This is a genomic window from Vibrio crassostreae (assembly GCF_041439375.1).
In the GTDB taxonomy this organism is placed as follows: Bacteria; Pseudomonadota; Gammaproteobacteria; order Enterobacterales; family Vibrionaceae; genus Vibrio; species Vibrio crassostreae_D.
On sequence record NZ_JBGONY010000057.1, the window covers coordinates 1 to 19,116 of the forward strand.

The following is a 19,116-nucleotide window of genomic DNA, read 5'->3' on the forward strand; positions in this document are numbered from 1 at the left end:
TAAGCTAACCCACGATATTGGAGGCTAGCACCTTTCGTGGGGGTCATTATGTCTAGTTGCTTAGGAGGAAAATTGGCTAAATTAACTAGGAAAGAGTTACTTATAAAACTCGAAAAAATAATCGGCTCAAGTTGCTACAACGGTAATATTCAAAACTGGGGTGCAAATGGAGAGTGGTTGGGTGAGGGGCGTGCTTTTAGGTATCCAATCAGAATCAATGGTTTGAGTACAAGAACCAGTATTAAACCTGATGTTACTGACCATGATTTGCAGGCAGCACACTATGCTTTTGGAGCAAACCAGTTACACATTATTCGTGCATTAGATGAAGTCTTAGATTTTATTGAGTACGAATACGGAGTAGACATTCCTAAAACTAAACCTAAAAAAGCCAAAGCAGATCCCAAGCAAAAAACAGAGTGCACTTATTGTGGGAAAATGGTTGTAGATATCGTTCAGCATGTGAGTCAGAGTCACCCAGACTACTGGCAAAAATACATATTAAGCAATGATGTTTCTCATCGTTTAAGCGGTAAAAGTAGATGTAATAGTTGCGGGTCATTCCTAAAGTCATTGGAAAATCACGCTGAGAAATGTCCTAAAACTTTGGAACGCAACTAACAAACGTTTAAGGCAGATTCGCAACGCTTGGCAGTTTCGGTTTGAATCAGCTTTAGTGTTTACGGCACAATGGTTTAGGCTGGGTGGTAGCGTTGCTCACCACTTAACGCGGCTAGTTTTAATGGAGTTACATTTGGAACAATTAGACCTCGTAAAGCATCTTCTCGATATTTTCTCTGCATTGTTAAGCCCTGTAATTGCAGTTTCAGTTGCCTATATTGCTTACCAACAATGGAAATTGAGTGCGGAGAAAGAAAAGAGAGAGCAAAAAGCTGATAGGTTAAAAATATACATGTCAGTCCAGCGACTTTTACGAAACACGGATAGCTACCGTAAAGTCGATAGCACACTTTATGAAGAGTTTCAGGAGGCTCTGGCCCTTGCTGATTTTTACTTTGATAGCCAATTAATAGATTGGCTGAATGAAGTCGATTCTAATGCTTCAAGTTGGTTTAATTATGTAGAAATGTGTTCCTTGGAATATCCAGAACACCTAAAGCATGAATACGATCAGAACTTAAAGTATATGGAAGATTGTATTGATAGATTACAGGACTGCCATTGCCAACTGCTAGGTATGTTCAAAGATCGCTTAGTGTAAAAAACTAACAAGTTACTTAAGAGTGACGGCAAACCTATGGCATTTTCGGTTTACTTCAATTTCAATGTTTATGTCGCAATGATTTAAGATCTGGTCGTAGCGTCACTCACACCTATACATAGTGTTACTTTCTACGAGGGAATGGACATGAAAAAAGGAATTTTCAAGAATCTGAAGCTCGCATTAGGTGTTGGCTTTGGTGTCGCCATTCATCAGTACTTTTTTATGACAGATGGTGCGTTTGATTTCTATCGGCCAATGGTGGCGTTTGCTTTTACGTTTGTAGTTAGCAGTATTGGTACACTTTTAAAAGAAAGAATCATGCGTAATAAGGAGACTAAAGAGGCATCATGACTAAAATCTATTTCGTATGTGGCTTTATTGGCTCGGGTAAAACAACTTACTCGAAAGCGCTTGCAGAAAAGCATGGCGCCTTTCGTTTCTCGATTGATGAGTGGATGATTCCTTTGTATGGCGAGCATATGGAGCGTGAGGTTTTTGATCGCCGGCTGGCTACGCTACAAGGTTTATTCAAGGAGTCTGCAATGCAGCTGTTTTCCTTGGGTGTTCCGGTGATTTTTGACTTCGGTTTTTGGCGTGAGTCTGATCGGGATTCTTTTACAAGCTGGGCATCAAACCTAGGCGTGGACAGCGAAGTTCACTACCTTGATGTCCCGTTTGAGACTTGTAAGGAGAGGGCATTTAACCGTAACTCGGAACTCAATGGTAAGTCTTATGAAATGACACCTGAAATGTTAGATCTGTTTTGGTCTTGGTTTGAGGTTCCAACTTCAAATGAAAATGTTGTTTGGGTTCAACAGGAAGCTCAATAAGGTATGCAGTCAGGCGCGAAGGTGAGTGGCGTTTTTGTTATATAGCTTGTGTTCTAAGTCTCTCGTTACATTGGGTTTATGAAAGTCTGAGTCGTCCATCGAATAGTCGTGTAACAAGGGCATTTCTCATGCCGTATTTTTGGTAATTAGTTCTTCCTGTCGATTATCGAATTTGTCCTAAACCCACTATTAAGGCAGGGAACCCCAATGAATAGAACGCTATGGTTCGCACTCATTTCGCTTTTGTTTTCAATGACAATGGTATTTTGTACATACAGTTATGGCATAGAGAGACACTTTGAAGTCATCACACTCACTTTAGTACTGTCTGGCCCTCTGATTTTGACCTTTGCGCTTGTCGTCATTTTTTGTGGCACACCAGTCATTAGCAAGTACAAGTTACTTGGAACCGTCGCAATTTGTGTGCATGGATTTACAGCCTCACTGCATGTGCTGTGGAACGGATTTATGTTCGTCGATGTGATTAATAAACAAGGCTTAGGTCCGGGACAAGGTTATTCTGGTTTGATACTTTGGGTTGGTAGTATCAAGGCGATGCTACTTGGTTTGGTTGTGGGAGTATGCCTGCATTACTTGCTACGATTATTTAGAAAGGCTGCAGTAAGATAACTGTTGGCTAGTTAGTGGGTTGTTCGTTGTCTATAGGAGTTGTCGCCGTGTTTTATAGTAAGGAATTCAACAAGGGATTGCTGCTCATCCTTGTTGCGATAAGTGCTTTCATTGTCGTTACCTCGGATAATAACCCCGGGACATTAATCGCTCACGCCATCAATGGTTTAATTGCTTTGCTCTTTTTCTCCATGACAATTGAGGTCAAAGACAATGCACTAAGCTGGTATTTCGGCTTTGGCTTTTGGCGTAAGAATGTAGAGGTGTCAGACATTACCGAGACATCGTTCTATCAAAGCAAGTGGTATCAAGGTATTGGTATCCGAATGCTGAGCGATGGTTGGTTGTATAATGCATCGATAGGTTCAGCGTTGAAGTTAAGCTTAAGCGATGGAAAGCATGTTTACATTGGTTGTAAGGATACGGACGGTTTAAAGCTGGCCTTGAAAACCGCTAACGAACAGATAACTCAAAATTGATTTACGAGGCTTGGCACTTTTCGTTTCAAGTTGGACTAATGTTTAAGGCTCTATGCTTTAAGTGAGCTGCACTTTAATATCACAACAAATGAATCGGAGGTTGAATGGACCAAGCAATCAAAACACATTTCGACGAGTATCCCGATGATGTTCGAGCTCGGCTTGAAGAGTTGCGTTCATTAATCTTTGAGCTTTGCTCTGATTTGGATTTAGGTGAAGTCGAAGAGTCTCTGAAATGGGGCGAGCCGAGTTACAGCGTTAAGACGGGCAGCCCAATTCGAATTGACTGGAAATTGAAATCACCAAACAACTATTACTTGTTCTTTAACTGTCAAACGAAGCTAATCGACACATTCAGAGAATTGCACGATGGCACATTGGCATTTCAAGGTAAACGGGCAATCGTCTTGAACCTAACAGAAGCACTTCCCAAAGCACCAATCAAGCAGTGCTTAGAGTTAGCCTTAACTTATCAACAACGAAAACACCTGCCGCTTCTTGGCGCGTAATTCTTACGCGCTGTCATTATATTTCTTAAACAGGTTTTCTGTGTTCTAGCTATCACTCTTTAAAGTGCTAAGACTGTACCATCTTGATTAGTATCAAGAGGCTAGGGAAACTCGATAACCAACGCTGATTGTATTGCTTACCGTTTAAAAAGGTGTTCTAGTCACCTTGTATTTCAGACTTAAAAGGAAGTTGCATGAATTTAGATAAAGCCAAGAAACGTATCGCAAAGCAGGTTAAAAAGGGCGACCACGGATACCCAAAAATCACGTTAGCGTATTACGGGACGACCAAAGATCTCGCAACGGAAGTCGCAGTTCAATTTATGCTGGGTGAGGGCGATGGTGTTCAAGAAGAGCGTTTTTCTTGTGAAACCGAAATCCGAGATAATGAATTAGTTCAAACGACGTTACTCAAGATAATCGAGCGAGCAAATGTTAACTCAGTGATTGAAGTTGAAGGCGTGGCAGTTCTTTAGTTTGCTTTAGCCTGGAAACGAAGCCAACACGAGAACTCAGGTGTATAATCCACATTTTTATCAAATTGGGCAGGACACATGGCGATCTCGTTTGAAACTCAAAGACTAAAAGTAGAAGAAGTCGCAGGTGAACTTACTGTTCCTGAACGTTCGGCTCTGCTTGAGCGAGTACCTGGCATTCTAATCCCGTCAGTCGTTGAAAACCTTCCACCATACTTTCATGGTATTGTGTCAGGTGAGCTGGCTGAAATTTGGCTCGACCGAATGTTGTCGGGGAGCCGCTTACTTCAAGTGAAATCCAACGATAATCAATTGATTGGTTTTCTGTTCGCTTATGTAGAAGACGAAAGTGATGCTCATATTGGCTACTTGCTTGCAGAAGAGTTCTGGGGCAAGGGTTTAGCGAGTGAGCTACTGAAGGGTTTCATCACAGAAGTCGCTAAAATGGAGTCATGGTCAACACTGATTGGCGGTGTCGATCGTTCAAACATAGCCTCTGCCAACTTACTTAAAAAGCTAGGTTTTGTTGAGCAAGCCTCTGACGAAAGTGCTGTGGTTTTCTATGAATATAAGCTTTCTCGTCTTAACTCTTAATTCTTAACTCTTAACTCTGAGCTCTCAGCTCTTAATTTCTAATCCCTAACTCAAGCCACATCTGCGTTATACATTCATTGCCAATGTTTACGTCAATTGATAGGGAAGAAACCTTATTACACCATTCAACTGAGAACCGAGAGCAGCGAGTCTAGTTAACGTGGGCTAATTCGGCACTCTGTGTTTCATTAGCGACTTTCCAATCGCCCCCTAAGGCTTTATAGAAAACAGGCTTTGTATCCACATTAGACCATACTGGTTTAGCGACCTCGACCATCTACCATTACGATGATTGTTTTAGAGATGATGCTGAGATCAGCGGCAATCCAAGACTTAACCGAACATAGGCTTAGTGCATAACTGTGGTCAAAACCTACTTTACGACGTACATCATCAATACAGGTGTCGTAACCTTGATTTACTTGTGCAAGCCCTGTAATACCAGGCATTACACCGTATGTGCGGTCGGCAAAGTAAGGAATTTCGTTCTCTAGTTTGGTGTAAAAAGTAGGGCGTTCAGGGCGCGGGCCAATTAGAGACATTTCACCTTTCAGTACATTGATCAGTTGTGGCAGTTCATCAAGACGTGTCTTTCTCAAAAAGCGGCCAACAGGCGTGATTCGTGGGTCATTCGCGGTAGCCCAAACTGCACCAGAGCGAGTTTCTGCATCCTCGTACATGCTACGGAATTTCATGATCTCAAAGATTTCCATTTTCTCCGGTGTCGATTTACCAACGCGCAATTGACGGTAGAAAATAGGGCCACGAGAAGTGAGTGCAATCGCCATCGCAATCAACGGAAATACGGGCGCTAGCAAAATCAAAGCAATCAGTGAGCTTACAAAATCGAAAGTACGTTTAGCACGTGAGATTTTGTATTGGTATAGGTTTTGGGTAGATAGCTGTTCGATGTTCATCATAATAAGTCCTTAATGATTTGCTCGTGTCCAAGGTGAGTTTTCTAGTCCGATTAGGTAACGAATGCCACCAATGAAGTTGGCGTAGTGTCCAACTATCAAATAAGAGATTAATGAAATAGGTTTGTTTACTAGACGCTTTGGCAAGATCCAGCCAAGGACGCCAATGGTATAAACGGCAACTTGAGCCCATAACAGCGCTTCAAATACCAAGTAGTTGCTAAGTAAGATTGAGCACACTAAGCACACAATCATTAAATATGGAGTGAGTAGGCGAAGCCCTTTTCCTGAAAAGAACGCAAACGCGATGCCTTTAAACTTCGGGCTGAACAAGGCAAATAATCGAATCGCTTGTTGCATGTTGCCCGCTGAAATACGAAGTCTTCTTTTGAAGTCTGTTTCTAGGTTCGATTCTTCTAGCTCTAATGCAACCATTTGGGTTTCGTATTCGGCGATGTAACCTTGTTTAACGATTTGCATCGGTAAGATGAAATCATCATTAATAGTGTTGAGTGGAAGCAGTTCAAACAGGTGTGTTCTAAACAAGTAGAAAGCGCCATGAGAACCCAAGCTAGAACCTAATGAAGCCTCAGACTCTTTAACCGCGGTTTGGTACTGCCAATACGTGTTTTCGCCTTCATTGCCTGTTGGACAAAGTTGATACGTTGCGTTTACCACTCCAACCTTGTCACTTTCAAAATGAGCGGCAGCTATAAGCAAAGCATCCAATGAAATAAGGGCAGAAACATCACTCATCGCCGTGATATCACTGGTTATACGTGTCACTTCTTCATTAACAACCGCGACTTTACCTCGGTTTACTTGATGGTCATGTATTTCAAAATAGACATCACTGCACATCGCTTCTTGTATGGTCATTTGTGCAATGGCGACTGTGTTATCAGTGCAACCATCGCAAGCGATAATGACTTCCAACTTCTTTTTTGGGTAATCGAGTGAAGCAAGGTTACGAATCTTGTCTGCGATCCACTGTTCTTCGTTAAATGCAGGAACAAGAACGGTGATGGTCGGCAACGTGCAATCTTGCTGTTCCTCTTTGTAGCAACGATGACTCTCTTCAACTTTGCGTGCGGGGTGGCTTTTCGCATACCAACGCAGTAACAAAGGGTAGGCTGCGTGATGATAGACAATCAACGCACCTGAAAACAAACAAAGTCCCGCAAGCAACCAATCAATCATGCGTAAGCTCCTTCTGATATATCGTTGTAAGACGAAACCATTTTGATGATGTCGAAGTTTTCGAGTACGTAGCGACGAGGTGACAAAAAGCGTTCATTTTGCTTTTCTAATAGCGCACTAGCTAACCCCACAATGCTGCCGCTTTTGACGAGGGCGCCGCTGACTGGACATAAGGTTTCATCGACGGCACCAACGTCCATTGCGACGGTTGGAATATTGCATGCTTGAGCTTCAAGTGTAGAAAGCGGCAGCCCTTCGTGGCGTGAAGGTAGGCAGAACGTATCCAACGCTCCGTAAAACGTGGTCATGTCTTCAACTAAGCCAAGAAAGATGACTCGGTCACTCAGATTCAAGCGGCTAGTCAGTTGCTCTAGTTGATTGCGTTTAGTACCGCCGCCAGCCAATGCGACAACCATGTTTGCAGGTAAAAGAGTCAGTGCTTTAATAAGTTGGTCTTGGCCTTTGACATGTTCTAGTCGACCTGCACAACCGATGATGTGTTTGTCTGTCGGCAGGTTTAGTTTTGCTCTCGCGTGTTCTTTCGACATTGGCTTAAACTTCTCACAATCAACGCCATTTTTGATGGTAATGATGTTCTCATAAGAAAAAGCAGTGCGTAGTTGGTTATAAACACGTGTCGCGTCGGCAACTAACGTTGGTTGAGCAGCTTTTAAAGCAAGCGCTTGTAATCGACGACGTTTGTTGTTGTTCAGATGCCAAGCGTCATGTTCGGTATGGATTCGAGTTGGAACCCCGGTTACGCGAGCGGCATAACCAGCGTATAACAGTGGGCCAATATGATGGGTATGAACCACATCAGGGCGAATCGCGTTGAAGGCTTTAATTAGCTTAATAATGATATTGAATTGTACGCCTGGTGCTTTATCCAAAAAGACGATTTGCTTTTTGTATGGCTCTAGCTTCGGCCAGTTGTTTATAGACTCTTGTTTAGTACCCTCTAAACTGACAATCAACACTTGGTCTGTTGGTTTAGCAAGGCGGAGCAGATCCAGAGTTAGGGTTTCTAATCCACCCGGTGCAAGGTGCTGAACAACGTGTATGATCTTTTTGCCATGCTTCGTTAAATGCGTATTCATAGTTTGGACCCTGCCTTTATAATTGTTGTTTCGCCTTTCTGACGTTTCTCTTGAAGTAACTTCTTTAAAACGTTTAACTACACAAGGAGATTGCAGGAGTTGTGCCAATTAAATAACCGTTATTTTTCAGTTGTTTAGATTATTTAATTCTAGGGCAGTTTTCATTTCTCAAAATGGGAATCAAAACAAAATACAATTGAATGGCAGTTTGAATCATAGGGCTTGGGTAAATCGAAAGTAGCATTAGAACTTGGGGCTCTAAATAAACAAAACGCCAACCGAGTGTTGGCGTTTTGCTCTAGGATGCACGAAGCTTGGAAACTAGAAAGCTGTGAATCTAGCAAGTCAAAAATGGCTTTGAGGCTGACTAGCTCATTTTAGGGATCACCGTTATCACAGGGACACCCAAGATATCTTCGATTTCGTCTTTGCGTTTGATTGAAGAATCAAACAGTTCAAACAATACCGCTAAACCAATACCCAAACCGATACCTGCAACGAATCCAGCCAGAATAAAAACAAAAGTCGGCATGTTAGATTTGACACTCGGTGTGAAAGGCAAATCGATAATCTTCACACGTTTGTTTTGCTCGAATACACCAAGCGAACCCGTTAGTTGAGCCATTTCATAACGCTCTGTCAGTTCATCATATAGTTGACGTTTGATTTCAACTTGACGTTTAAGGCGGTACATCTCTTTTGCATTTTCGCCGAAGTTATTGGCCTTGTGTTCTAATTCGAAAATCATAGTTCGAAGGCTTTTGGTCTCTTCAGTTAAAGACTCAAAGCGAGCACGAACCAGCTGTAGGCTGTGTAATTGAGTGACCAGAAGAGGTTGGGTATCAGAAAGTTTGTTCAGTGTCGTACTACTTGCGATGTCCCAAAGCTGGTCGCTGTTCATCGTTGGCTGGGTTACCTCGAGCAAACTCTTACGTTCATTCTCTAGTCTGTCTAGCTCACGCACTTTAGCTTGCACAGCACTGTGCTTGTCCGTGTATTTAGCTTGTAACAAGGTAAGGTCGCTACGAATGTCGATGATCTGGTCTTCTAATTTACCGATCACAGGGTTGGTTCTTGAAAGTTGTTGGTCGATTGACCCTAAACTTTTTTCGACACCCGATAACTCGGCCTCTTTTTCTGCCAATGTTTGTTTGAGTGAAGCTAAGCGATTCAAACTTTGGCTCTGTACCTCAGGCGTCGAATGAACATTCTCATTCATGTATGCAGCTAGCGCTTCTTCTGCTTCTGCAAGCTCTGCGCTACGTTTGTCGATATGGATTTTCAAGAAGTTACTTGAATCTTCAATCGATGAACGTTCCGGTGCAAGTAACTGTTCAATGAAATGTTCACTTACCGAGCGCAGCGTCGCTTCCATTCCATTTGGTGTGTTCGACGTTAGACTTATCTTTAGAAAATCTTTTCCAAGCTGAGTCACCGTTAGACGTTGAGACAGGTCAGTAATGATCTCTTGTTTCTCAATTTCAGGCATATCTGGCGTGGTTAATTGCAGTTCATCAGCGACCGAGTAAAGCACATGTCGACTGTGAAGCAGTGTTCTCAATGCGTTAAGTCGATCTTTGAGCATCGTCGAAACGGCAATGTCTTCCAAGAATGGATTCATCTTGGCCGTTTCTTGAATCAACATACTGGTATGCGCGTCATATTTAGTTGGAGCCAACTTGCTCACACCAAAGCCTACAAAGGGCAAAATAAGCATTGGCAGAACGATAACGTAGCGTTGGCGCCACATCGCATTGATGATGACTAATAACCGCAATTTCAGATTATTCATAATAGCTCCAACATCCAATGTACGAAGTTACCACGGTTCTGCCAGCTCTCTTGTTCGACGACAGAGATAGGTGAGTTGCTTAGCTCGCGTGCATGATCAAGCGCCCAAATCATTTGGTTGGCACTGCCAACCGTGGTTACGTGCCCTTGATATGGAACCAAAGCAGGGAACGGTGTTGTGATAATTGGTGTGCCCGCCGCAAGGTATTCCATTAGTTTGAGTGGGCTACACGCTCGGATCTGCTCGTTATCAACAAACGGCAACAAGCTCACATCCCAGTGTTGAGAATAGCTTGGTAGCGTGTGGTGTGGACGAGGGCCAAGGTAATGTACGTTACTCAACTTAGGCAGCATGAGCGTATCAAGCTCGTTTGGACCTATGAAAACAAAGTCCCATTCCGGCATCGCATTCGCAACATGATCAATCATTTCATAATCAAGCCACTTAGAAAGGCTGCCATAAAAACCAGCAATAGGGCGGTGGTTGCTTGGTAAATCTTTTGCTCTTGGTGCGGGTGTTGAAAATAGGTCTACGTCGACACCATGTGGTAGCAAGTGCGCTTTATGCTTTGGAAATTTATCCATCAATTTTTTGCTAGCCGCGAATATAAGCGTTGATTTTTCGATTAGCTCTGATTCGTGCTGTGCAACGGTGTCATGATCAATACCAGCCAGCGCGCTAAAATCATCACCGCAGTAATAGACCACAGATGACTCGCCTAAGTGTCCGCACAAATCAACAGCGGTCGGAAGAGAAGTCCATAGGATAGGCGCGTTAAGATTAAGCTCTGCAATAACCGGTTTTAGTTGGTGCAACATCATTTGCTGAGCCAACTTTCTAGAAAATTTAGAAGCAGGCGCAGGGATTGTCTTTAAGTTAACGATAGTAATGTTGTCGTGTCCCTCAGAGTCGAGCATGTTTTGAGTTACGGCCTTGGTTTTACCAAACAACTTGTTGAACGCTCGGCTGGCATCTTTAGCGGACAGCTTCGGTTGTCTTAAGCCAATAGAGTTGACCCATAAGACTTTGTGTTGCTTAGCAAGGTGACGAACTAAATGTTGAGTCGATGAAGGTAGGCCACCAAAGTCTTCACCAAATACGATTAAATCACGCATGGTCACCTCCATGAGTCTCTAACGAATCGAACATATCGGATTCTGTCACTTCAACGGGTTTAATGTGACCGACAACTCGAGCTGGGTTACCGCCTGCGATTGCAAAAGCCGGGATGTTCTTTGTTACTACGCTGCCTGCGGCTATTACGGCACCTTCGCCGATGGTTACGCCACCTTTAACCGTCACATTCGTGCCTAACCAAACATCGGGTTCAAGAATGATGTCACCGATTTGCTGAGGGTCGTCACCTTCACCTAGCGCTCGGCGTTTTGCATCAAGCGGGTGTCCAGAGTATCCAAATAGAAAAGCGCCGCCTGCGATTCGTACGTTGTCAGAGATAACCACTTTACCTCCAACAGCGATAGTCGACTGCCAACCAATGTCGACGTTATTGCCAATCGACAATAGTGGGTGTTCCAAGCCTTCAAGTTGTTGAGTACAACCAGAGAATGTCGTGTGGCCAGAGATACGGCAGTTGTCGCCAATCGAAATTTGTACTGGGCCGCTAACGAAAGGGAGGCCTCCATACAAATAGAGACGTTTGCCACATTGAGCGACACGACCTTTGAAAGCTGGTGTCCAGTAGAAGAATCGAGTAAAGCCAGACACCATATTCACGACAAGCTTGTGACCTTGGTACAGGCAGCGATTAAAGACTTTTGGAGTTGGTAGTTCTGCGCTTCTTATATTTTTCAAAATGAAAAACACATTTCTAATTCGAGAATTGGGGTGAAACTTAAGCCAATGTTTGAATTGATGTATAGATACTGACGTCATAATGAAACTCCTCAATTTTGTTATATAGAAGTACTTTCATATACTGTGCCATTTAATAAGTTTATAATTTTCAATTGGTTACGAATGTGTCTTTAGATTTTCTCTTTTTGACAGGCAGTTTGAGAGATGTTCGCAATAGCAACAACCAGTGCTGAGAGTATATAAATAGGCCAATTGAAGCCTTGTGTCAGGAAAGTACCAGAGACTATGGTGCCGATTAACCCTGCATATACAGCGTAAGCAGCAGCATTAAGGTTTGGGTCTACTGTGTTGGTGGTTTCTGAAAGTTGTTTGAGTGTTAAGCGTATCGTTTTGATCAGCGAGGTAATCAGTATCACAAATATGATCAGTCCTAGAAATCCAGTTTCAGCGAGTACGCCGAACCAAGTACTGTGAACTGCGTGATTTAAACCATCCCAGTGAGGACTGTAGAAGAAGTAGTTGGAAAAGAAGTTATCTAAACCGACTCCGGTTAATGGGTTGTCTAGTGCCATTTTGAAAGCAGCTTCCCACGCGTAAATCCGCCCCATCGCAGACTCGTCGACTCCTTGCTCAGCCGCGCCGCCTGATGCTCGATCTGAAATCCCTGCGACAAAGTAAAGACCAATCGCTCCTATTGCCCCCAAAGTAATCAGCAGTGATTTTGAACGAATTACTTTAAATGCAAATATCCCGATAACAGCAAGCGAGCCAAGCAGGCCACCACGGCTTTGTGTGGCAATGACTGCAGCAAGTAAAAGTACCGTTACACCGACACTGATGATACGTTTTGAAAGTGGAATTCCCGTCGTGACCACTTGGCTGATAGCAAAGGCGAGTGGGAACATAAGAACTAGAGAGAGGTCATTCGGGTCGCCTAACATTGAGCCAAAATCACGACCTATTGTTACGCGGCTACCTTCAACTAGGCCAATACCATGGATTGAATTGTTAATCGCGATGCCGGCGACTAATGATCCTGCACAAATAATAGCGGTCGAAGTCTTGACCAAATACTCTGCGCTGTTAACTAGCCAAACAATAGCAAGGGTCATCACCATTATTTTCCAATACACACCTTTGAATTCTGCCAAAGCAATAGGTCTGTTAGACGCGAAGATAATACCGATGAAGACCAAACCCCAGAATATCGCGAGCCAATTTAAACAAGGGTGCCAGAAAATTTTAAGCTCTTTACTGATTAATGCATGCCAAAGTAGGGCTGATAGAGCGCCTAGTGAGAGCATAAGCGGTATTTTTAGTGAATAGAGTTGAGGTATGGCTTCGTGAATTCGGAAAAATGAAAAGACAACGAACAGTAACACTAACCAAAATGTCTTGTTTAAAACGAATAATCCGGCTAATGGCACAAGAGCTAGCGCTACAATTACAGCAGGATGAGGCACAAAGTACCAAACAACACCAAGGCCAACACACAAGGCACTGATCGTAATGATGACTGGCAATCTATTGGCTTCAGGGTTAATCATTGTTACCTCTATTCGCAAATAAACTCTTCATGACTCGGCTCGCAAACTTTTTAAGGCGTAGCGACGCCTGATGTTAAATATTGCAAAGCGAGTGCCAGTTATGCATTTTATTTAAGTTACTGATTTAAAGCTACATTACAGAGGGGTGTTAGTTTTGAGTTGAGGTTTTTCATTTTGAGAATCACTATAAAACTGACTCGGATGCCCAAATCGTTAAGCCAAAGTGACCAATTCCTGACTACGACTCGTTTTAGCGGTCGAGTTGATAGATCTCCAACAACTGCGGGACAACAGCTTGCGGTGAGTATTGGCTTTTGACGGTTTTTATCGCGTTACTCTTGAGAGAGTCACGTTGTTCGCTCGTCAATGACATCCACAAAGATAAAAACTGTTCTAGCTCAGCTTCTGAATTTGCAAGGTAGCCGTTAACTTGATGCTCGATGAGTTGAGGCAAGTTACCAACTGAGGTGGCGAGAACGGGAATGCCACGAATCATGGCTTCTAATGCCGCCATAGGTAAGCCTTCAAAGCGAGAAGGGATGATTAACAGATCGATTTGGCTCCAGACGTCATCCATATTGGTCTGATGCCCATGAAAGGTCACATTATCAGGCTGCGATTTAACTAAGACGTCCATTTCTGGTCCGTCACCAAAAAGCTCAAACCAAACATCAGGAAACTGTTTGGCTAATGCAACAAATCGATCAGGCGCTTTTTCACGGCTTAATCGCCCCACAAAACCAACATGGAATGGGCTTGATGAACGGGAGTTTGTTAACCCTGTTGGCATTTTAACAAAGTTATTCAATTGATAGGTTTTACTCGGCACTTTCGCTTTAATCTTTTCACTGACCACGAGCGACTGATCAGAAAGAAAACTGCTGTAACGGTCGAGCCAATCATAAAGCCATACTTTGCCTGTTGGGGTTTCACCTGCGTGATAAGTGGTGATTTGCTTTGTGTTGTTGAAACGAGGCGGAAGCTTGATTAACTTGCTGACCAAACTGGCTTTGTAACCATGAGCATGGATAAGCCTTGGTTGATAATGTTGAACTGCACGTTTCAGCTGTGTCGCGCTATTGCCATTTGAATCTACAGAACATGAGGCTAAATCGGAGAGGTAACTAAAAGGGATGTTCAGCGCATTCAACTTTTCAACGATGATCGCTTCAGGATTAAACTTAGTCAAAAGAACGATACGAACAGCCTCTGAATACTGAGCGCTTTCCGATATCAGGCCTTGTGCTAATTCTAAAACATGCGTTTCTATGCCTCCAAAAGTTTGGCTGTCGATCAACAGCCAAATCTCATGAAGGTTTATGTCGAGTATACCTTGGTTAGGCTTGATTGTACTCATCTTCCGATTCCCAAGCCTGTTTCTTACGATAAACAGTAGAAGGGCTAAGTTCTAACAGCACAGCAGCGTTTAACACATTCCCATCGCAATGATTGATGGCATGTTGAATGGCTTCACGTTCTATTTGCCACATTGGACGAATAGCACCTTCGCTTGTGGTAAATGCAGGCGTCATCGGCTCGTTGTGAGCTTGAGCAACTGACGATTGTTCCAACTCTTCCGGAGTAATCGGTGGCAACTTAGCTTCTGGTGCTTCAACAACTGCAGGTTGAGGCGCAGTTACTCGAATTGGTGTCACTGATTTAGATGATGGAGCGGCATCTACTTTATTAATCGGAGGCGGTAACATGTCTTTAGTCACGCTCGTTTCATTGTTCAACACCACGATGTTACGGATGATGTTTTGCAACTGACGCACATTGCCTGGCCACGCATAACGTTTAAGTAGATTCTGCGTTTCTTTGTCTATTGATTTGAACTTCTTCTTGTCTTGCTTCGCGTACAGTTTCAAGAAGTGATTAGATAGGGTGACAATGTCACTTCCTCGTTCACGAAGCGGTGGCATTTCGATAGGCACAACGTGAACACGATAGTAAAGGTCTTCTCTAAAACGTCCTTCTTCTACTTCAACCAGTGGATCGCGGTTGGTCGCACAGATAATTCTGACATCCACTTTAATCTCGCGGTTGCCACCGAGTGGAGTAAACGTACCAGTTTGCAAAAATCTGAGGAGCTTCTTCTGCATCTCCAGTTCCATTTCACAAAGCTCATCGAGAAATAGGGTACCGCCATGCGCTTGCATTGCTGCACCTTTCCGGTCGGTTGTCGCACCGGTAAACGCACCTTTAACGTGACCGAAGATTTCACTCTCCATTAGGTCTCGAGGGATAGCGCCGCAGTTAATGGCCACGAAGGGTTTACCATTACGCTGACTCTCTTGGTGAATCGCTTCCGCACACACTTCTTTACCTGTACCACTTTCGCCGTTAATAAACACGCTGGCAGTGGTTGGTGCTACCGAATCAATGATCTTGTAAACCGCCTGCATGGGTAGGCAAGAGCCAATGAAATTATGAAAACGATCACGATCGAATTTGCTTTGCATGTTATCGACGAGGTTTTCGAGTTTCGCTCTTTTTAGATGCAAGCTAACAGAGGTCTTGAGTCGATCGGCTTGAATGGGTTTCTCTAAGAAGTCTTCTGCACCGCGTTGGATAAGGTCTACCGCGATGTTTACTGAACCATGCGCTGTCGCGATGATGACAGCGGTCGGTATTTCGTTAGCAGTAATCCAATCTAAGACTTCTTCGCCTGGCATGTCAGGAAGCTTAAGGTCGAGAATCACAAGCTGTGGAGAGTGCCTTTCAATGAAGGTCTTAGCTTCCGCGCCGGTTTCGACGTGGAAAATATCATAGGGCTCGTCTTTTACGTACTGCTTGTAGAGTACGGCGAGTGAGGTGGAGTCTTCAACTAACAATACCTTAGGGCGCATTGTGTATTCCTTTTGAAACTTTATCCTAACCAATCAATAACATAGTGATATGCAACCATCAATACGAGTCTTGTGCATTTGTTATCTACCACATGCAATCTTTTAAGAAGCGGCCTGTATAACTTCTCGCATTGCTGTTCATGATGGAGCCCATCTTATGGCGACTATATTAATAACGACTGTTTTGAGTTTTTAATCTGATACCGATAATGAACATGCAAAGCTAGCTGAAGCCTGCCTCTTTCCTTTCAAGCAAGGCTTTTATTGAACGCTCTGCGAGCTCTAGTAATTCATCAACTTGTCGAAATGCCGCATCATGACTCTGTTCTAAACATAGCTTTTCTAAAGCTCGAGCTAATTCACCCAAAGGGCGATTACCTAACGAAAGCGCTGTGCTGCCGAGAGTGTGGACCTCGAACTCAAGTGTTTGAGCGTCTTTCTGCGTGACTGCCTCTTTTATAGCGACCAAGCGTGTTTGTGATTCTTCGACATAATGGTCGATCAAGATAGGGATAATGTCCGCACTTGTATCGCGAATCATTTGCTCCAGAACGCTTTCATCGACAAGCTCGCTCACTTGTTGTGAGTTTAGATTTGTAGCTGCGTCTGACGCTAAAGTAGAATTCATCAAACTAAGTCCTTTTATTGAGCTTAATATCTGTTAATACTATTAAGTTTTAGTCATTTTCTAGAATAATTTCAACTGGTTGCCGTACAAATAGAGCATTTAATTGGCATCTCACTCATCTTGCTATTGGGTTTGTGACAAACCTAACGGACTGATTTTATTTTGTTTTCTCTTATGAAATATAAACTTAGGTGCCTATAAAGCCTAAGGTGCGGTTAGATCTCAGAAGAAAACGAGCCCGATACAAATAAAAAAGACCACTGCAGTGAATTAACAACAGTGGTCTTAGAGCGGGGTAAGCAGTTTGGGCTAATCTAAATAGCGATAACGCAAATAGCGATAATTTAAACAGCCGAGCTTTAAATCACGAAAAGTAGGACTACGAAGCTTTATCAATCTTTGGCTTTGGGTCGGCTTCTACTTCTTCCTCGCTACTTTCTGAGAAGATATCAGCAACAGCGCTTCTCTCGAGTTCACCTTTTAGATTACCGTCTTCATCAACAACTGGAAGAGAGTAGTCACAAGACATAGTGTCCGGTAGCACTTCTTCAATCACCGCATCTGGTAAGATGGCAGGGACTTCTTCGTATATCTCATCACTAAAATCATGTACCGATGAATCTTCAACGGCGTCTTGTAGACTTTCTTGTGTGACTAGGCCTTGATAGCCGTCATCTGTTACGTGATAAGCGTAATCGTTTTTAAGCATCTTCATTTGTGCCAAAGCACCCTCAATTGTTTCTGATGTGATTCGATACAGAGGAGGCTGCATAACGGTTTCAACGGTCAGTGCACGAGCACGGTTTACGTCTTTCACGAACGCTTCCACGTAATCATCGGCTGGATTTAGCAGAATCTCATGTGGTGTGCCTTGTTGTACTAACTCGCCGTCTTTCAAAATTGCGATTCTATCGCCTAGGCGGAGTGCTTCGTCCAGATCATGTGTGATGAAAACAATCGTCTTATGAAGCTTCTCTTGAAGTTCAATAAGCTGGTCTTGCATTTCACTTCGAATCAAAGGGTCAAGTGCCGAAAAGGCTTCATCCATTAACAAGATTTCAGCGTTAGTACACAGAGCGCGAGAAAGGCCAACACGTTGTTGCTGACCACCTGAAAGTTGCGCAGGGTATTGCTTGCCGTAACCTTTCAAGCCCACGGTTTCTAACCATTCGTTGGCTTTTGCTAAACGTTCTTCTTTTTTGATGCCTTGTACTTCCAACCCGTACGCAACGTTTTCAACCACAGTGCGATGAGGCATTAAGCCAAAGCGTTGGAATACCATCGACATTTTATGACGACGGAACTCTTCTAGCTGTTTAGTGTTGAGGCTCATCACATCAATGCCTTCAACCATGATTTTACCTTGAGTCGGGTCAATCAAACGGTTGAAGTGGCGAATCAGCGTCGATTTACCCGAGCCAGAAAGCCCCATGATAACGAAGATTTCACCACGGTTAATCTCAAGGTTGATCTCTTTCAAACCAACGGTATGACCCGTATCCGCAAGAATCTGATCTTTGTGTTCGCCGTTTTGAACTCGGTTCATAACAGACATTGGTTTCGGTCCAAACACCTTGTACAGACCACTAATTTCAATCAATGGTTTAGTCATGCTTGAATCCTCCTAAATGCGCATTAGTTCTTCTTGCGTACGCTTGTGAAGCGCGGTCAAAAAGGATTGCGAGGGCAACGATGGCGAAACCATTCATCAAGCCTAATGTGAAGTACTGGTTAGTAATCGATTTGAGAACCGGTTGTCCTAGGCCTTTCACACCAATCATGGATGCGATAACAACCATAGACAGTGCCATCATGATGGTTTGGTTAATACCCGCCATGATCGTTGGCATTGCTAGAGGAAGTTGAACACCCCATAAGCGTTGCTTTTTGCTCGCACCGAAAGCGGTAGCGGCTTCAAGGACTTCTTTATCAACTAAGCGTATGCCTAGGTTAGTTAGACGAATTACAGGTGGGATCGCGTAGATAACCACGGCGATTAGCCCTGGAATCTTACCGATGCCCAGTAGCATTACCACTGGAATCAAATAAACGAACGCAGGCATGGTTTGCATGATATCGAGCATCGGCGTAACAATTGACTGAGCTCGATTTGAACGAGCCATCGCAATACCAATCGGAATGCCCAAGAATATTGAAACCAAGGTACATACAGTGATGATACTGAGCGTCCGCATGGTGTCTTCCCACATTCCAAAGTAACCAATGAGAAGTAGAGAAGCAACACAGCCTAGAGCCAGTTTCCAAGAACGGCTTGCTGCGTAGACAAGGCTGGTACACACAGCCAGGACTATAATCCAAGGTGTTGAGATAAGGAGTTTTTCCAACCAAACGAGGAATGAAAGAAGAGGGTCAAAGAGAGATTCAATCATTTCGCCGTATTCACGGGAAAATTCACGGTATGCGCCATCTAGCGTCTTTTTTATGGTTCGTAAATCACCGCGTTCCATCTCTGGAAAGCTTGATAACCAATTGCTGTCAGCCATTTTATATCCTTATAGTTCGGAGCC

General features: G+C 43.5%; 21 protein-coding genes. 9 read left to right on the forward strand and 12 right to left on the reverse strand.

The features are described 5' to 3' along the window. Positions 1-72 precede the first annotated feature (72 nt). The 9 genes from ACED45_RS19195 to ACED45_RS19235 all read left to right on the forward strand — a co-directional run bounded on the left by ACED45_RS19195 (position 73) and on the right by ACED45_RS19235 (position 4,743). Positions 73-621, forward strand: a complete 549-nt coding sequence (locus tag ACED45_RS19195; RefSeq protein WP_371714779.1) for a hypothetical protein — start codon at positions 73-75, stop codon at positions 619-621. A 133-nt stretch (positions 622-754) separates the two neighbouring features. Continuing rightward, positions 755-1,222, forward strand: coding sequence for a hypothetical protein (locus tag ACED45_RS19200; protein WP_371714780.1), 468 nt, complete (start codon positions 755-757; stop codon positions 1,220-1,222). A 147-nt stretch (positions 1,223-1,369) separates the two neighbouring features. After that, positions 1,370-1,576: a hypothetical protein gene (locus ACED45_RS19205; protein ID WP_371714781.1), complete on the forward strand. Its 207-nt coding sequence runs from the start codon at positions 1,370-1,372 to the stop codon at positions 1,574-1,576. Next, complete coding sequence (locus tag ACED45_RS19210) at positions 1,573-2,055, forward strand: AAA family ATPase (RefSeq protein ID WP_371714782.1); 483 nt, start codon at positions 1,573-1,575, stop codon at positions 2,053-2,055. Before ACED45_RS19205 ends, ACED45_RS19210 begins: the two co-directional genes overlap by 4 nt. A gap of 207 nt (positions 2,056-2,262) precedes the next feature. Beyond that, on the forward strand, positions 2,263-2,685 hold the full coding sequence (locus ACED45_RS19215) for a hypothetical protein (RefSeq protein ID WP_371714783.1): 423 nt from the start codon (positions 2,263-2,265) through the stop codon (positions 2,683-2,685). A 26-nt stretch (positions 2,686-2,711) separates the two neighbouring features. Further along, positions 2,712-3,164, forward strand: coding sequence for a hypothetical protein (locus ACED45_RS19220; protein ID WP_371714784.1), 453 nt, complete (start codon positions 2,712-2,714; stop codon positions 3,162-3,164). A gap of 104 nt (positions 3,165-3,268) precedes the next feature. Further along, complete coding sequence (locus tag ACED45_RS19225; RefSeq protein ID WP_371714785.1) at positions 3,269-3,673, forward strand: DUF1801 domain-containing protein; 405 nt, start codon at positions 3,269-3,271, stop codon at positions 3,671-3,673. Between the two features lie 194 nt (positions 3,674-3,867). Further along, entirely contained in the window at positions 3,868-4,149 is a 282-nt protein-coding gene (locus ACED45_RS19230) for a hypothetical protein (RefSeq protein ID WP_017059577.1), read from the forward strand. Positions 4,150-4,227: 78 nt separating this feature from the next. Continuing rightward, positions 4,228-4,743 carry a GNAT family N-acetyltransferase gene (locus tag ACED45_RS19235; protein ID WP_171732990.1) on the forward strand — a complete coding sequence of 172 codons (516 nt, stop codon included), beginning with the start codon at positions 4,228-4,230 and terminating at the stop codon, positions 4,741-4,743. Between the two features lie 260 nt (positions 4,744-5,003). On the opposite strand, the gene ACED45_RS19240 is transcribed toward ACED45_RS19235, so the two are convergent. The 12 genes from ACED45_RS19240 to ACED45_RS19295 form a co-directional block, all read right to left on the reverse strand. Continuing rightward, entirely contained in the window at positions 5,004-5,663 is a 660-nt protein-coding gene (locus ACED45_RS19240) for a sugar transferase (RefSeq protein ID WP_017063903.1), read from the reverse strand. A gap of 9 nt (positions 5,664-5,672) precedes the next feature. Next, a complete protein-coding gene (locus ACED45_RS19245; RefSeq protein WP_371714786.1) occupies positions 5,673-6,860 on the reverse strand; it encodes a glycosyltransferase family 2 protein in 1,188 nt (395 codons plus the stop codon). After that, positions 6,857-7,957, reverse strand: a complete 1,101-nt coding sequence (locus ACED45_RS19250) for a glycosyltransferase (protein ID WP_017070860.1) — start codon at positions 7,955-7,957, stop codon at positions 6,857-6,859. Before ACED45_RS19250 ends, ACED45_RS19245 begins: the two co-directional genes overlap by 4 nt. A 367-nt stretch (positions 7,958-8,324) precedes the next feature. Next, positions 8,325-9,749, reverse strand: coding sequence for a GumC family protein (locus ACED45_RS19255; protein WP_017063900.1), 1,425 nt, complete (start codon positions 9,747-9,749; stop codon positions 8,325-8,327). After that, positions 9,746-10,864 carry a glycosyltransferase gene (locus tag ACED45_RS19260; RefSeq protein WP_371714787.1) on the reverse strand — a complete coding sequence of 373 codons (1,119 nt, stop codon included), beginning with the start codon at positions 10,862-10,864 and terminating at the stop codon, positions 9,746-9,748. Before ACED45_RS19260 ends, ACED45_RS19255 begins: the two co-directional genes overlap by 4 nt. Next, on the reverse strand, positions 10,857-11,642 hold the full coding sequence (locus ACED45_RS19265) for an acyltransferase (protein WP_371714788.1): 786 nt from the start codon (positions 11,640-11,642) through the stop codon (positions 10,857-10,859). The genes ACED45_RS19260 and ACED45_RS19265 overlap by 8 nt, the downstream gene beginning before the upstream one ends. A gap of 92 nt (positions 11,643-11,734) precedes the next feature. Then, a complete protein-coding gene (locus tag ACED45_RS19270; protein ID WP_146491555.1) occupies positions 11,735-13,111 on the reverse strand; it encodes an O-antigen ligase family protein in 1,377 nt (458 codons plus the stop codon). Positions 13,112-13,361: 250 nt separating this feature from the next. Beyond that, positions 13,362-14,468, reverse strand: a complete 1,107-nt coding sequence (locus ACED45_RS19275; protein WP_371714789.1) for a glycosyltransferase family 4 protein — start codon at positions 14,466-14,468, stop codon at positions 13,362-13,364. After that, a complete protein-coding gene (locus ACED45_RS19280; RefSeq protein WP_017059588.1) occupies positions 14,449-15,960 on the reverse strand; it encodes a sigma-54-dependent transcriptional regulator in 1,512 nt (503 codons plus the stop codon). Before ACED45_RS19280 ends, ACED45_RS19275 begins: the two co-directional genes overlap by 20 nt. Before the next feature lie 223 nt (positions 15,961-16,183). Then, positions 16,184-16,588 (reverse strand): Hpt domain-containing protein, encoded by a 405-nt coding sequence (locus tag ACED45_RS19285; RefSeq protein WP_017059589.1) that lies wholly within the window; start codon positions 16,586-16,588, stop codon positions 16,184-16,186. Between the two features lie 379 nt (positions 16,589-16,967). Beyond that, positions 16,968-18,200, reverse strand: coding sequence for a quaternary amine ABC transporter ATP-binding protein (locus tag ACED45_RS19290; RefSeq protein WP_371714790.1), 1,233 nt, complete (start codon positions 18,198-18,200; stop codon positions 16,968-16,970). Beyond that, positions 18,193-19,092, reverse strand: a complete 900-nt coding sequence (locus ACED45_RS19295) for an ABC transporter permease (protein WP_371714791.1) — start codon at positions 19,090-19,092, stop codon at positions 18,193-18,195. Before ACED45_RS19295 ends, ACED45_RS19290 begins: the two co-directional genes overlap by 8 nt. Positions 19,093-19,116: the final 24 nt, after the last annotated feature.

What these genes read in the sequence shown, in the direction of transcription:
- ACED45_RS19205 (WP_371714781.1), top strand. Translation starts at nt 1,370, where the DNA reads ATGAAAAAAGGAATTTTCAAGAATCTGAAGCTCGCATTAGGTGTTGGC.
- ACED45_RS19210 (WP_371714782.1), top strand. Translation starts at nt 1,573, where the DNA reads ATGACTAAAATCTATTTCGTATGTGGCTTTATTGGCTCGGGTAAAACA.
- ACED45_RS19215 (WP_371714783.1), top strand. Translation starts at nt 2,263, where the DNA reads ATGAATAGAACGCTATGGTTCGCACTCATTTCGCTTTTGTTTTCAATG.
- ACED45_RS19225 (WP_371714785.1), top strand. Translation starts at nt 3,269, where the DNA reads ATGGACCAAGCAATCAAAACACATTTCGACGAGTATCCCGATGATGTT.
- ACED45_RS19230 (WP_017059577.1), top strand. Translation starts at nt 3,868, where the DNA reads ATGAATTTAGATAAAGCCAAGAAACGTATCGCAAAGCAGGTTAAAAAG.
- ACED45_RS19235 (WP_171732990.1), top strand. Translation starts at nt 4,228, where the DNA reads ATGGCGATCTCGTTTGAAACTCAAAGACTAAAAGTAGAAGAAGTCGCA.
- ACED45_RS19240 (WP_017063903.1), bottom strand. Translation starts at nt 5,663, where the DNA reads ATGATGAACATCGAACAGCTATCTACCCAAAACCTATACCAATACAAA.
- ACED45_RS19245 (WP_371714786.1), bottom strand. Translation starts at nt 6,860, where the DNA reads ATGATTGATTGGTTGCTTGCGGGACTTTGTTTGTTTTCAGGTGCGTTG.
- ACED45_RS19250 (WP_017070860.1), bottom strand. Translation starts at nt 7,957, where the DNA reads ATGAATACGCATTTAACGAAGCATGGCAAAAAGATCATACACGTTGTT.
- ACED45_RS19255 (WP_017063900.1), bottom strand. Translation starts at nt 9,749, where the DNA reads ATGAATAATCTGAAATTGCGGTTATTAGTCATCATCAATGCGATGTGG.
- ACED45_RS19260 (WP_371714787.1), bottom strand. Translation starts at nt 10,864, where the DNA reads ATGCGTGATTTAATCGTATTTGGTGAAGACTTTGGTGGCCTACCTTCA.
- ACED45_RS19265 (WP_371714788.1), bottom strand. Translation starts at nt 11,642, where the DNA reads ATGACGTCAGTATCTATACATCAATTCAAACATTGGCTTAAGTTTCAC.
- ACED45_RS19270 (WP_146491555.1), bottom strand. Translation starts at nt 13,111, where the DNA reads ATGATTAACCCTGAAGCCAATAGATTGCCAGTCATCATTACGATCAGT.
- ACED45_RS19275 (WP_371714789.1), bottom strand. Translation starts at nt 14,468, where the DNA reads ATGAGTACAATCAAGCCTAACCAAGGTATACTCGACATAAACCTTCAT.
- ACED45_RS19280 (WP_017059588.1), bottom strand. Translation starts at nt 15,960, where the DNA reads ATGCGCCCTAAGGTATTGTTAGTTGAAGACTCCACCTCACTCGCCGTA.
- ACED45_RS19285 (WP_017059589.1), bottom strand. Translation starts at nt 16,588, where the DNA reads ATGAATTCTACTTTAGCGTCAGACGCAGCTACAAATCTAAACTCACAA.
- ACED45_RS19290 (WP_371714790.1), bottom strand. Translation starts at nt 18,200, where the DNA reads ATGACTAAACCATTGATTGAAATTAGTGGTCTGTACAAGGTGTTTGGA.
- ACED45_RS19295 (WP_371714791.1), bottom strand. Translation starts at nt 19,092, where the DNA reads ATGGCTGACAGCAATTGGTTATCAAGCTTTCCAGAGATGGAACGCGGT.